The organism is Arthrobacter ramosus (genome assembly GCF_039535095.1).
Classification (GTDB): Bacteria; Actinomycetota; Actinomycetes; order Actinomycetales; family Micrococcaceae; genus Arthrobacter; species Arthrobacter ramosus.
Window position 1 is genome coordinate 2,100,168 of sequence record NZ_BAAAWN010000001.1, and the last position, 13,218, is coordinate 2,113,385.

General features: G+C 63.2%; 13 protein-coding genes. 5 read left to right on the forward strand and 8 right to left on the reverse strand.

The features are described from left to right. Positions 1–74: 74 nt before the first annotated feature. On the reverse strand, positions 75–866 hold the full coding sequence (locus ABD742_RS09725) for a GntR family transcriptional regulator (protein ID WP_234749249.1): 792 nt from the start codon (positions 864–866) through the stop codon (positions 75–77). A 164-nt stretch (positions 867–1,030) separates the two neighbouring features. Here ABD742_RS09725 and ABD742_RS09730 point away from each other — a divergent pair, with 164 nt between their 5' ends. Beyond that, on the forward strand, positions 1,031–1,324 hold the full coding sequence (locus ABD742_RS09730) for an HPr family phosphocarrier protein (protein WP_234749248.1): 294 nt from the start codon (positions 1,031–1,033) through the stop codon (positions 1,322–1,324). 99 nt (positions 1,325–1,423) lie between these two features. On the opposite strand, the gene ABD742_RS09735 is transcribed toward ABD742_RS09730, so the two are convergent. The 5 genes from ABD742_RS09735 to ABD742_RS09755 all read right to left on the reverse strand — a co-directional run bounded on the left by ABD742_RS09735 (position 1,424) and on the right by ABD742_RS09755 (position 6,588). Then, complete coding sequence (locus tag ABD742_RS09735) at positions 1,424–1,825, reverse strand: cytochrome c oxidase subunit 4 (RefSeq protein WP_234749247.1); 402 nt, start codon at positions 1,823–1,825, stop codon at positions 1,424–1,426. Then, positions 1,822–3,540: an aa3-type cytochrome oxidase subunit I gene (gene ctaD / locus ABD742_RS09740; protein WP_234749246.1), complete on the reverse strand. Its 1,719-nt coding sequence runs from the start codon at positions 3,538–3,540 to the stop codon at positions 1,822–1,824. Before ctaD ends, ABD742_RS09735 begins: the two co-directional genes overlap by 4 nt. 10 nt (positions 3,541–3,550) lie before the next feature. Then, complete coding sequence (ctaC, locus tag ABD742_RS09745) at positions 3,551–4,423, reverse strand: aa3-type cytochrome oxidase subunit II (protein WP_234749245.1); 873 nt, start codon at positions 4,421–4,423, stop codon at positions 3,551–3,553. Positions 4,424–4,605: 182 nt separating this feature from the next. Then, entirely contained in the window at positions 4,606–4,992 is a 387-nt protein-coding gene (locus ABD742_RS09750; protein WP_234749244.1) for a HesB/IscA family protein, read from the reverse strand. Positions 4,993–5,160: 168 nt separating this feature from the next. After that, positions 5,161–6,588 (reverse strand): dipeptidase, encoded by a 1,428-nt coding sequence (locus tag ABD742_RS09755; RefSeq protein WP_234749243.1) that lies wholly within the window; start codon positions 6,586–6,588, stop codon positions 5,161–5,163. Positions 6,589–6,709: 121 nt separating this feature from the next. Between ABD742_RS09755 and ABD742_RS09760 the strand changes: the two genes are divergently transcribed. Beyond that, complete coding sequence (locus ABD742_RS09760; RefSeq protein WP_234749242.1) at positions 6,710–7,303, forward strand: DUF3043 domain-containing protein; 594 nt, start codon at positions 6,710–6,712, stop codon at positions 7,301–7,303. A gap of 112 nt (positions 7,304–7,415) precedes the next feature. Here the strand turns inward: ABD742_RS09760 and ABD742_RS09765 are convergent, their stop codons facing one another. Beyond that, positions 7,416–8,483 carry a quinone-dependent dihydroorotate dehydrogenase gene (locus ABD742_RS09765; protein WP_234749241.1) on the reverse strand — a complete coding sequence of 356 codons (1,068 nt, stop codon included), beginning with the start codon at positions 8,481–8,483 and terminating at the stop codon, positions 7,416–7,418. 68 nt (positions 8,484–8,551) lie between these two features. Here ABD742_RS09765 and ABD742_RS09770 point away from each other — a divergent pair, with 68 nt between their 5' ends. Genes ABD742_RS09770 through ABD742_RS09780 form a run of 3 tightly spaced genes read left to right on the forward strand, consistent with a single transcriptional unit; the run spans position 8,552 to position 12,360 of the window. Beyond that, on the forward strand, positions 8,552–10,234 hold the full coding sequence (locus ABD742_RS09770; RefSeq protein ID WP_234749240.1) for an FAD-binding dehydrogenase: 1,683 nt from the start codon (positions 8,552–8,554) through the stop codon (positions 10,232–10,234). A 9-nt stretch (positions 10,235–10,243) separates the two neighbouring features. Next, positions 10,244–11,290, forward strand: a complete 1,047-nt coding sequence (locus tag ABD742_RS09775) for an alpha/beta hydrolase (protein WP_234749239.1) — start codon at positions 10,244–10,246, stop codon at positions 11,288–11,290. Continuing rightward, positions 11,287–12,360: an alpha/beta hydrolase gene (locus ABD742_RS09780; protein WP_234749238.1), complete on the forward strand. Its 1,074-nt coding sequence runs from the start codon at positions 11,287–11,289 to the stop codon at positions 12,358–12,360. The genes ABD742_RS09775 and ABD742_RS09780 overlap by 4 nt, the downstream gene beginning before the upstream one ends. 39 nt (positions 12,361–12,399) lie before the next feature. Here the strand turns inward: ABD742_RS09780 and ABD742_RS09785 are convergent, their stop codons facing one another. After that, entirely contained in the window at positions 12,400–13,218 is an 819-nt protein-coding gene (locus ABD742_RS09785; RefSeq protein WP_234749237.1) for an isoprenyl transferase, read from the reverse strand.

Consider the following 13,218-nt stretch of genomic DNA (forward strand, 5'->3'; position numbering starts at 1 on the left):
GAAGGCCCCGTCCACGTGGACGGGGCCTTCTCTCGTTGTTCGGGCTTTCAAGCGCTCGGTTCCCTGGCTTTGGGCTAGTGGGTGCGGTACCCCGTGGATTGGCTTCGGGTGGACCGCACGCCCGGACGCTGCAACGGGACCCACAACTTGTACCGGTCGGCACGGTAGTACGACACGGAGTAGTCCACCATGGCGCGGGCAACGAAAGCATGGCGCTGAATCTTGAGCAACGGAGTACCGACATCTACGTTCAAGAGCCGCGCCGTTGATGGCGAAGCTGCCGTTGCTTCAATCATGTCCTCTCCCCACTCCATCACCAGTCCGTACTTCTCACTCAGCACGTTGTACAGGGAAGTGGGAGGCGCATCGTCCAAAAGACCTGGCACGCGATGGGCAGGGATGAAGTTCTCGTCCACGCTCATGGGCTCGTTGTCAGCGAGGAGGAGCCGCCTGAAGCGGACCAACGGCGTCCCTTCCTCCAGCTGGAGTTCCCTCGCCAGGAAGGCGCTGGCCGAGATTTGTTCAAAGCTCAGGACCTTGGCTGCCGGAACCATGCCGCGGCGTTGCATTTCCTCGCTGTACGACGTGAGCTTCACCTGGAGGTCCAGCTTCGGTTTGCGGACGAAAGTTCCCAGTCCAACCACACGTTCAATGACTTCCTCGCCGACAAGGGCATCAATGGCCTGCCGCACCGTCATCCGGGCAAGACCGAATCGTTCGGAGAGGTCCCGCTCCGAAGGCAACGCCGCACCGGGCTTGCAGGACTCGGAGATATAGCTGCGCAGGATCTCGCGCAGTTGAACGTAGATAGGAGTGCCGCTCTTGCGGTCGATCCCCCCCGCAATACGTGTTGCATCAGTCGGCACGACGGTCTCCGGCCACGAAATCTCTCATGAAATAAGCGTAGGGCAATCCTCCGGCAGGTCTAGACCAGCTGGGCTCTGCGAACTGGGCCGTCCCGCGGCAGCGCTAGGCTTGTAGGGATCAAAATCGCAGTCGGCATCTGGCCGTCCGAGTCAAAGGAGCCGGTTTGCCCGAGCACAAAGCCATCGTCGCCGCAGAGATCGGCCTTCATGCACGGGCTGCTGCCGTATTCGTGCGGGCTGTGACGGCCACGGGCCTTCCGGTGATGATCCGCAAGCCCGGCCAACAAGCGGTTGATGCCCGGTCTTTGCTTGAGGTCATGACCGAAGATTTCGGCCACGGGTGCGAGGTGGTTCTGTCGGTCTCCGGAGAAGCGCTACAAGCCGGCCGTACGCTTGATGAGGTCAACGATGCTTTGGCCGCGCTTTCGGCCGTCCTGGAGGCCGTGGAAGGTCAGTGAACGGGCAAGCACGCTGACGACGCACCCGGTGTGTCATCCGGATAGAACGACGGCGGGCCCCACCACGTGGTGGGGCCCGCCGTTGTTGTTCAAGTACTTCTAGTGCGCGTGGTCTCCGCGGCTGTATTCGAAGACCCAGCCGACCAGGGCTACGACAGCAAGACCGGCGGCGACGAACGTGATCCAGAAACCTACGGCCAGGCCAAGGAACCCGCCGGCGCAGGCCAGGCCGAGCACCAGCGGCCACCAGCTCCAGGGGCTGAAGTGTCCCTGCTCGCCGGCGCCTTCGTGGATCTCAGCATCCGGACGGTCCTCCGGACGCATGCCGACGCGCCTGCCCGTGAAACCGAGATAAGCGCCGATCATGCCTGCCAGGCCACCGACCAGGAGGATACCTAGGGTGCCAACCCACTCATCCCAGTGGTTCAGAAAACCATAGACCAGCGCCACCGGTACGAAGAAAAAACTCCCGGCTCCAAAAATCCAAGATTCGATTTTCATTTAGCGTCCTTCTGATCAGCGTTGCCGAGCACCTTTGCTGCCGGCGCAGGGCTCTCTGCAGTGTGATGCTGGGCAAGTTCCGGGTGGTGGAGGTCCAAGGCAGGACGTTCGGAACGAATGCGGGGCAGAGAGGTGAAGTTGTGTCGCGGCGGCGGGCAGGATGTGGCCCACTCCAGCGAGGCACCAAAGCCCCAGGGATCGTCCACTTCTACCTTTTTGTTGCTGCGCCAAGTGATGTAGACATTCCAGAAGAATGGCAGGAGCGATGCGCCGAGCACGAAGGATGAAATCGTGGAGAACTGGTTCATCCACGTGAAGCCGTCCTGCGGCAGGTAGTCGGCATAACGCCGGGGCATGCCCTCTACGCCGAGCCAGTGCTGGATCAGGAAGGTGCCGTGGAAACCCAGGAACAGGAGCCAGAAGTGGATCTTGCCGAGCCGTTCGTTGAGCATCTTGCCGGTCCACTTTGGCCACCAGAAGTAGAAGCCTGCGAACATCGCGAATACCACCGTGCCGAAGACCACGTAGTGGAAGTGCGCCACGACGAAGTAGGAGTCCGAGACGTGGAAATCCAGCGGCGGGGAAGCCAGGATGATGCCGGTCAGGCCGCCGAAGAGGAACGTGACCAGGAAGCCGATGCTCCAGAGCATGGGAGTCTCGAAGGTAATCGAGCCCTGCCATAGGGTGCCGATCCAGTTGAAGAACTTCACGCCGGTGGGTACCGCGATCAGCATCGTCATGAAGGAGAAGAACGGCAGCAGCACCGATCCGGTGACGTACATGTGGTGCGCCCACACGGTCACCGACAGGGCGGCGATGGCAATGGTCGCATACACAAGGCCCTTGTAGCCGAAGATCGGCTTGCGGCTGAAGACCGGGAAAATTTCAGAGACGATGCCGAAGAACGGCAAGGCAATGATGTAAACCTCAGGGTGGCCGAAGAACCAGAACAGGTGCTGCCACAAGACAGCTCCGCCGTTCTCCGGGTCGAAGATGTGGGCTCCGAAGCGACGGTCAGCGCCGAGGGCGAAGAGCGCGGCGGCGAGCGGCGGGAACGCCATGAGAACCAGGATGGCCGTCACCAGGGTGTTCCAGGTGAAGATCGGCATGCGCCACATCGTCATGCCGGGAGCGCGCATGCAGATGATCGTGGTGATGAAGTTGACCGCACCCAGGATTGTTCCGAAACCGGACAACGCCAGGCCGAAGACCCAAAGGTCACCACCCACGCCCGGGGTGAACGTGGTGTCTGACAAAGGTGCATAGGCGAACCAGCCGAAGGATGCGGCGCCCTGCGGGGTGATGAAGCCGGAAACGGCGATGGTGGAGCCGAAAAGGAAGAACCAGAAGGCCAACGCGTTCAACCGCGGGAAGGCAACATCGGGGGCACCGATCTGCAGCGGCATGACGACGTTTGCGAAGCCGGCGAAGAGCGGCGTCGCAAACATGAGCAGCATCACGGTGCCGTGCATCGTGAAGAGCTGGTTGTACTGTTCCTTGGTCTGTAGGATCTGCATGCCGGGCTCGAACAGCTCCGCACGCATCAGGAGCGCCATAACGCCGCCCAGGCAGAAGAACACAAAGGACGCGATCAGGTACATGTACCCGATGGTCTTGTGGTCCGTGGAGGTGATCCAGTTGACGACGATACGTCCCTTGGACTTCGGTACTACCGGAGCGTCAAGGACTCCGGCGGATTGAGTGTAAGTAGCCACGTCGCTTCCCTTAATTCTTTGCGTTCAGGTTCGGGTTGCGGTCGTACTTCGAATCGAGAAGACCGGTGTTGCCGCTCTGGCGAAGCTGGTCCATGTGAGCCTGGAACTCAGCATCGGAAACGACCTTCACGCGGAACAACATCTCAGAGTGGTATTCACCGCAAAGTTCGGCGCACTTGCCGTCATAGGTGCCCTCCTTGGTGGGGGTCAACCTGATGTAGTTGGTCTTGCCGGGAATCACGTCGCGCTTCTGCAGGAAGGCCGGAACCCAGAAAGAGTGGATGACGTCGCGGGAGTTGAGCTCGAGGTCAACCGACTTGTTCACGGGAAGGTACAGCGTCGGCAGCTGATTCAGGTCAATCGCGTTGCCCGTGAGGTGGGCCTGGACTCCTGCTTCGTGAAGGTCGTCGGTGATGACCGAGCCCTTGACGTAGTTAAAGTCCCAAGCCCATTGCTTGCCGCGGACGTCGATGGTGACGTCGGCCGGCTTGGAGCGATCATCAATCGCCTGCTGGTCCTGGTTGGTGAAGTAGAAGAACACCAGCACCATGAACAGCGGAATGGTCAAATAAAAGACCTCCAGAGGGAGGTTGTAGCTAAGCTGCTTCGGGAAACCCGTGGTGCCCTTGCGGCGCCTGTAGGCGATGATGCACCAGACCAGCAGGCCCCAAGTAATAATGCCGACTACGAGGGCGGCGATCCATGAGTTGACCCAGAGGTCCATGATCCGATCGGTGTTGCTGGTGGTGCCACGTTCCGTGGGCAACCAGCCTTTTTCTACCTCTGGTGAACATCCGGTCAAAACCAACGCGCCGGCTAGTGCCAAGCCAGTGATCGAGGTGATCTTTATGCGTCGGCTGCCGGTTCGGTTCTGCGAACTCACAGACGGCCCTTCCTCTTGTTGCTGCAGCCCGGCAGGCGGAAGGCCCACCGGGCACACTAAAGTTTTACTACCCGATGTAGAGCTTACCGCTACCGAGCGGTTTTCGCCGACATGCTGGCCCAGTGCGTCGGCCCGGGTTTAACCCGTTCCTGAACTGGGCCAACAGTCTGCGAATGCCCGGGTTAGTGGAACGAATCGCCGCAGGCGCAAGACCCGCCGGCGTTGGGGTTGTCGATGGTGAAGCCCTGCTTCGAGATCGTGTCCTCGAAGTCGATGCTGGCGCCGCTCAGGTAAGGCACGCTCATCTTGTCGACAACCACTTCGACGCCGTCATAGTCGCGGACGGCATCGCCGTCGAGCAGGCGCTCGTCGAAGTAGAGCTGGTAGATCAGGCCCGAGCAGCCGCCCGGCTGAACAGCGACGCGGAGCCGCAAGTCCGTGCGGCCTTCTTGTTCGAGAAGGCTCCGGACTTTGCCTGCGGCAACATCGGTCAACTTGACCTCGTGCTCAGGAAGCTCGGCGCCTGCGAGCTGCGCTTCGGTGCTGTTTTCGTTGGTTGCAGTGCTCATTGGCCTACCTTCTTATGACGCTCTTGGCGGCTGCGCCTTCGCGCTGCCTGCCCTTACCCAAATACGTGCGGGTTATAGCTACATGCTACGTCGAGCCGGCGCATAGCTATAACTTCTAACGTAACCGGCCGGAGCCTTACCTTGTTCCCGGCCGATGCAGGTGGGGGCTCAGAGGCCTTCCGTGTTCAAACGGGCGAGCATCAGTGCTTCAGCCAGCACAGCATTCCGGAAATCACCGATGTGAAGGGATTCGTTGGCGCTGTGGGCCCGTGAGTCAGGGTCCTCGACCCCGGTCACCAGGATCTGGACATCGGGATAGGTTTCCGTCAGATCCGCGATGAACGGTATGGATCCACCGATCCCCATTTCGACGGCGGGGACACCCCAGGCTTCACCCAGCGCCCACATCGCGATCCGGGCCGCCGCCGATGCTGTGTCGGTGGAGAAGGCGTTCCCCCGCTCCCCCGGCACAAACGTCACCTTCGCTCCGAAGGGCGCGTTCGCCTCGAGGTGCCTTCCTACTGCGTCCATGGCGGCATCGGGATCTTGCCCGGGAGCCAAGCGCAGGCTGAACTTTGCCCGCGCGGCCGGGAGCAGCGTGTTGGATGCGACGTCGACGGCGGGTGCGTCGATGCCGATGATGGACAACGCGGGCTTGGTCCAGAGCCTCGAGGCGATGCTGCCGCTGCCGGCGAGCCGTACGCCGTCGAGCACGGAAGCGTCGGCGCGGTACTGTTCCTCGTCAACGTCCTCTACTACGTCATCCCTGGCTACCAGGCCCTCGATGGCCACGTTGCCGTCGTCGTCGTGCAGGGTGGCGATGAGCCGGGACAGAAGGGTCGGCGCATCCAGTACGGGACCACCGAACATGCCGGAGTGTACGGCGTGATCCAGGACCCGCACTTCGAAGGTGCCGTCGACCAAGCCGCGGAGGCTGGTTGTCAGCGCGGGAACGCCGACTTTCCAGTTGCTTGAATCAGCCACAACGATGACGTTCGCTTCGAGGAGCTCGCGGTGTGTTTCGAGGAAAGCGCGGAACGTCGGGGAGCCCGCCTCTTCTTCGCCCTCGAAGAACAAGGTGACCCCAAGGCCGAAATCGTCTCCCAGCACCTGGGTTACAGCGGCATAAGAAGCCAGATGGGCCATGATTCCCGCTTTGTCGTCGGCTGCGCCCCGGCCATAAAGGCGGCCATCGCGTTCCTCGGCGACGAAGGGCTCGGTCTCCCACAAGGTCACGTCGCCCGGCGGTTGCACATCGTGGTGCGCGTAAAGCAGGATGGTTGCTTTGCCCGGCGCGGCAACGCGGCGCGCAACAATGGCCGGGCCTCCTGGAGTCCCGTCGGCCTTGTCGCAGCGCAGGATCTGTACGTCGCGGAAGCCCGACTCGCGGACCAGCGCCGCAACAGCCTCGGCGCTCCGCTCCAGTTCAGCCGGGTCAAAGCTGGGCCAGGCGATCCCCGGGATGGCGACCAGGGCTTTCAAACGGGCCATGGTCTGGTCGAATGAAGCATCGATCGAGGACTTGAGCGCATCAACATTGATTGTGCCGGAGCCGTCGGAAAAGGTCTGCGGGATCTCCGCATTCATTGAAGTCATGGCGCAAACACTACCGCCGGGAGTGGCGCTGGGGAACCGGACCTGGCGGCGTGGCGGGCTCGTTCGGAGGGCGGCACGTCACGTCGACTTTTGCGCGGTTCCTGCGGGGTATTCTGTAGTGGTGTTTGGACGTAAAAAGGATGAGCCGAGCGCTCAAGACCAAGAAGACCAGCTTGCCGTCGATGCCGCCGTGAAAGGCGCTGGCAAGGGCGCTCCCACGCCCAAGCGCAAGGAACAAGAAGCGGCCCGCAAGCGCCCCCTCGTGCCGACGGACCGCAAGGCCTCGAAAGAAGCCGAGCGCATTGCCGTGCAGGATCAGCGCCAGAAAATGCGCCAGGCCCTGGACACCGGGGACGAAAAGTATCTGCCGCTGAGGGACAAGGGACCCCAGAAGCGTTTTGCGCGCGACTATGTCGATGCCCGTTTCAGCTTGGGTGAGTACTTGATGTTCGGTGCCCTGCTTTTCGTGGTCATCTCCTTCATCATTCCTTCAGGAAGTGAGGCCCTCAGCTATATCCTGATCGGCTTCTGGGTCATGTTCCTCGCGGTGTTCGCGGATGTGTTCATCCTTTCCCGCAAGTTGCGTAAGGGCTTGACGCAGAAGTTCGGCGACGTCGAGCGTGGCACCGTCTGGTACGGCAGCATGCGTTCCCTGCAATTCCGTCGCCTGCGCCTGCCGAAGCCGCAGGTGCAGCGAGGCCAGTACCCCGCTTAACTCCCCCGATCGCCATGGACGAGAGTCCGACGAATCAAAAAGACCCTGGAACAGCTGTTCCAGGGTCTTTTTGATTGACCGCACGCGGTGGTTCAGGCGCTCGTCTCCCTGCTTAGCGGCGACGCTTCGCGAGGGCTTTGTTGATGCCGGCGGCCCAGAACGGACCTTCGTAGAGGAATGCCGTATAGCCCTGCACGAGGGTTGCCCCGGCGTCGAGCCGCTCCTGGACGTCGGCCGCGGACTGCACTCCGCCGACCGCGATGAGCACCAGGCCCTCCCCTACCGCAGCCTTGAGCCGGCGCAGTACCTCGAGCGAACGCTCCTTGAGCGGTGCGCCGGAGAGTCCGCCGGCGCCGCACGCCTCCACTTTGCCCGGGTCGGAAACCAGGCCTTCCCGGCCGATCGTGGTGTTTGTCGCAATGATCCCGTCGAGCTTGAGGTCCAAGGCGAGGCGGGCGAGGTCGTCGATGTCTTCGTCGCTCAGATCCGGTGCGATCTTGACAAGCAGCGGCACATGGCGGCCGGCGGATTCGTCTGCGGCATCTCCGACGGCGCGCAGGAGGGGGCGAAGCGTTTCGACGTTCTGGAGCAGCCGCAGTCCCGGGGTGTTGGGCGAGCTGACATTGACTACCAGGTAGTCGGCGGCGGGTGCCAGGCTGCGGGCGCTGACCAGATAGTCCTCAACTGCGTCGTCGAGCTCAACAACCTTGGTCTTGCCGATGTTGACTCCGATCACGGGACGAACGCCTGAATGGGTCCGCTGCAATGCCGCCCGCGCAGCTTTGAGCCGCGGGGCCACGGCCGCTGCGCCGTCGTTGTTGAAGCCCATGCGGTTGATCACGGCTTTGTCCTCGATCAAGCGGAAAAGCCGTGGCTTCTCGTTGCCGGGCTGAGCCTGGCCGGTGATCGTACCCACTTCCACGTGGCCGAAGCCCAGTTCCGCGAGGGCCTCGATTCCGTGGCCCTCTTTGTCGAAGCCGGCCGCAAGGCCGAAGGGTGACGGGAACGTCAGCCCGAAAGCCTCTGTGCGCAGGGAGGGGTGGGGAGCCGTCATTTTGGCCAGAACGCGACCTGCGCCTGAGCGGTGTGCGAAGCGGATCGCCTGGAAGCCGATCTTGTGGGCTCTTTCGGCATCCATCCAGGAGAAGGCCAACTTGAAGAATGTGGGGTAAACGCGCATGGTCCTAGTTTTCCGGTTTACCGGTCGCGCACCAAACCAACGCGGTAACCGGGCGGTAGCATGTACGAATGCCGAGCAATCCGCGTGATGGAGTTCACTCCAAGGCAAACATTGAAGCCGATGTCGTCGTCATTGGGGCGGGACTGTCGGGACTGGTCGCCGCCGCCCAAGCATACGCCGACGGCAAACGGGTTGCTGTCCTGGACCAGGAACCGCCCGCCTCCGTGGGCGGCCAGGCACACTGGTCCTTCGGTGGCTTGTTCCTGGTCAACTCTCCCGAGCAGCGGAGGTTGGGGGTCAAGGATAGCCCCGGGCTCGCCCTGAGCGACTGGCTGGCTTCCGCGGCCTTTGACCGGCCGGAAGACTCCTGGGCCCGGCGTTGGGCGGAGGCCTACGTGGATTTTGCCGCCGGCGAGAAGCGCCGGTGGCTGAACTCCCTTGGCGTGCGGTTCTTTCCGCTGGTGCAGTGGGCCGAACGGGGCGGCTATGGTCCCCAAGGTCACGGCAACACGGTCCCGCGGTTCCACGTCACATGGGGCACGGGACCCGGCGTCGTGCAACCGTTCCTGGCAAAGGTCAACGACGGCGTGGCCCGCGGAAGGATATCCCTCCACTTTCGGCATCGAGCCACGGGGATTACGACGACGTCGGGCCGCGTCACAGGGGTCGGCGGCGAGATCCTTGAGGCGTCCGGAACCGGACGCGGCGAAGCGTCGCCAAGGACCGTCGTCGGGCACTTTGAGGCGACCGCGGGAGCGGTCATCGTGACCACCGGCGGAATCGGCGGGAACCACGCTACGGTGCGGAAGCAATGGCCCGACGGTAGCGCGCCGGAACATATGCTGAGCGGTGTCCCCGCTTCCGTCGACGGCGAGTTCCTCGCTGCCGCCGCAGCCGCCGGCGGAAGGCTTATCAACGGCGACCGCATGTGGCACTACCCCGAAGGCATCCACAACCATTCCCCCGTATGGCCTTCGCACGGCATCCGGATACTGCCCGGTCCGTCGTCGCTGTGGATTGACGCGACGGGACGGCAGTTGCCCCCGCCGCTGTTTCCGGGCTTCGACTCGCTGGGCGCCCTCAGGCATATCCTGGCGAGCGGGCACGGACATTCGTGGTTCGTGTGCAACCGCACCATCGCGCTGAAGGAATTCGCCCTCTCAGGCTCGGAACAGAACCCGGACCTTACTGGCAAGGACATCAGGCTCCTCGTTTCCAGGCTCAATCCCGGGAGCGATTCGCCATTGCGCCTCTTCCTGGACCGCGGCGTGGATTTCCTACAGGCGGCAACGGCCGCCGAGCTCGCCGCGAAAATGAACGCGCTGACGGGTTCAGCGCTGATAGATCCCGCCCAGCTCGATTCGCTCATCCACGATCGGGACCTGCAAGTGGCGAGCGGGCTGGGCAAGGATCCGCAGCTCGCCGCGATCCGGGCGGCCCGGCGTTTCGCCACCGACAAGTTCATGCGTGTGGCCCCTCCGCATCGGCTCACCGACCCGGAACACGGCCCGCTCCTGGCTGTGCGGCTCTCCGTCCTGACGCGTAAGAGCCTCGGCGGACTCCAAACAGACCTTCGTTCACGAGTCCTTGGCGATTCCGGAGTTCCCGTCCCGGGCTTGTATGCGGCGGGCGAGGCTGCTGGCTTCGGCGGAGGAGGAATCCATGGCTACCGGGCATTGGAAGGGACGTTCCTTGGCGGGTGCTTGTTCTCCGGACGTGCAGCCGGGCGCGATGCCGCGGCGAGTGTCTAAGCTGTTCCCATGGAGTGGCAGACCGATATCCTCGGTGCGGACTTCGAAAGTTACGCATTCGAGGCGGCTGGACCCGACGGAGTTGTCCGGCGCGCAACGCTGGTCCGCCATGTCCCGCGCCAGGGCGCCGGCAGTCCCGGTGATTCTCCCCTGCCGGCCAACCGCTCGGTCCTGTTCCTGCATGGATGGAGCGATTACTTCTTCAACGTCGCCCTGGCAGAGTTCTGGACGGAACAAGGCTTCCATTTCTACGCGTTGGACATGCACAACCATGGCCGCAGCCTGCAGGCAGGCACGCCAGGCGGTTACGTTGAGCACCTGAACGACTACGACGCCGAAATCGGCAAAGCCATTGACATGATCCGCTCCGGTGACCAGCTTGGCCGGGAGCCCGGCTCGTTGACCCTCATGGGGCATTCAACCGGAGGCCTCGTAGCCGCTTTGTGGGTCAGCAGCCATCCGGGCTCCGTCCAATACCTGGTACTCAATAGTCCATGGCTTGAAATGCATGGAAGCTCCGTGGTCCGCCGCGCAGCCCAGACCATGGTGAAGCCGCTCGCACGGTTCTGGCCCAAGACCATCCTGCGCTTGCCCGAACGGGGGTTCTATTACCGCAGCATCAGCAGCTCGGCCGAGGGAGAATGGCTCCTCGACGACAAATACCGCCCGCCTTTGGCTTTCCCCATGCGGGCCGGTTGGCTCAGTGCAGTCCTCAGCGGCCACACGAGGGTGGCCCGAGGGCTGAGAATAGATATCCCGATCCTGGTCTTGATTTCCGGGGCGAGCGCCAACGGCATGGTCTGGCAGGAGTCCATGCGGCATTCGGACGCCGTCCTGGACGTCAACACCATGGCCGTCCGTGCCATGACCCTTGGCCGGACCGTCACCCTGGAACGGGTGGATGGCGGCCTCCACGATGTGTTCCTGTCGGCCGGTCCGGTGCGGGCCGATGCCTACGACAGGCTTGCGCGTTGGATTCACGGGTACATCACCAACGGGCCACGGACGGATCCCGCGGCGCGCCGCGAGCTTGGACAAGCGGGGGAAACGCCATGACTACGGAACTGGGGTTGCCGGTCTGGCAACAGGACTTTCTGGGCGGTGGTTTCGAGGCCTTGGAGCTCGAACTTCCAGCGGACGAGGAGGGGCCGGTCTGCGCCACCCTCGTCCGACATGTCCGCCCGGCGGCCGCACCATCGGTGCCGCACGGACTCCTGGATGCGTTGACGGCATTCACTCGACGCCGGCGCCGGAGCGACGTCCCCGTCACCAAGGGGCCGCCGAGGGTGGTGCTGTATCTCCACGGCTGGGCCGACTACTTCATGCAGACGGAACTGGCCGAGTTCCTGGGCGCCTCCGGGTTCCATTTCTATGCGCTTGACCTGCGCAAATTCGGGCGGAGCCTGCGGTCGGGCCAGACTCCCGGTTACACCACCGACCTATCGGTCTATGACGAAGACCTCGACGCCGCCCTGCAGGCCATCCAGCGGGATATCGCCGAGCTGACGGGTAGCGCGGAGGCACCTACCATCCACCTCCTGGCCCATTCGCTGGGCGGCCTGGTCGCGGCGCTGTGGGCTGACCGGAATCCGGGCCGCATTGCCACCCTGACGTTGAATTCGCCGTGGCTGGAACTCCAGGGCAGCAGCCTGATCCGCAGCATCGCGATGCACGTGGTGGAGCCGTTTGCGCGCACCGACCCCAAGCGTCCTTTCCGTTTCCCGGAGATGCCGGCTTACTGGGAAAGCGTGAGCAACCTGGCCCACGGCGAGTGGACCCTTGATCCGGAATGGAGGCCGCGGGCTTCCTTCCCGATCCGCGCAGGGTGGACAAAGGCAGTCCTGGCGGGCCACGCCGCCGTCGAACGCAGACTCAATATCGACGCGCCGGTGCTCGTGCTGCTTTCCGGCCGGACCCGGATCCAGGCTGAGTGGACCGCGGAGCTCATGCGCGTCGACGCCGTGATCGACGTCGAACAGACTGCCCGCCGGGCGCTGGGCCTCGGGCGCCGGACAGCGGTATTCCGCTATCCGGGTGCACTCCACGATGTATTCCTGTCACGGCGCACCGTCCGTCAGCAGGCCTACAGGGACGTAGCCATCTGGTTGGCTTCCTATCCGGACTGAGCGGTTTCGCAGCACGCTTGTGCTAATTCGGCGCCGCGGTCAGCGGGGTGCCGCAGCGTCCACCGCGCCTCCGTAGCGGCGGTCCCGTTTGGCATAGATCTCGACGGCGTCCCACAAAGTCCTGCGGTCGACGTCGGGCCATAGCGTGTCCATGAAGACGAATTCCGCGTAGGCGGATTGCCACAAGAGGAAGTTCGAGAGGCGCTGCTCACCGGAGCTTCGCAGGAACAGGTCCACATCCGGAAGGTCCGGTTCATCGAGGTACTTCTGGATGGTCTTCTCGGTGACCGAGCCGGGCTTCAGTCGGCCATCAGCGACATCCTGGGCAATCGCGGCCACGGCATCGGCGATTTCGGCTCGGCCGCCGTAGTTAACACACATGGTCAAAGTGCACGTGTCGTTGCCGCGCGTGAACTCCTCGGCTTCCTCGAGCTCCTTGATGACGGAACCCCAAAGCCTGGGCCGCCGCCCTGCCCAGCGGATCCGCACGCCCCATTCATCAAGCTGGTTGCGCTGCCGACGTAGCACGTCCTTGTTAAATCCCATGAGAAAGCGCACTTCTTCAGGAGAACGGCGCCAGTTCTCGGTGGAGAATGCGTAGACACTGACGTACTTGATGCCCAGTTCGATCGCACCCGCCATCACATCCAACAGGGCCGGCTCACCGGCCTTGTGACCCTCGATGCGCGGGAGACCGCGCTGGTTCGCCCAGCGGCCGTTGCCGTCCATGACGATGGCCACGTGCCGCGGTACCAGTTCGGCAGGGATGGCTGGCGGCCTGGCGCCAGAGGGATGGTGGTAGGGGGCCCTCACCGGGGTGGTCCGCGCCGTTGCCGTCTTCTTTTTTCCCAGTGCCAC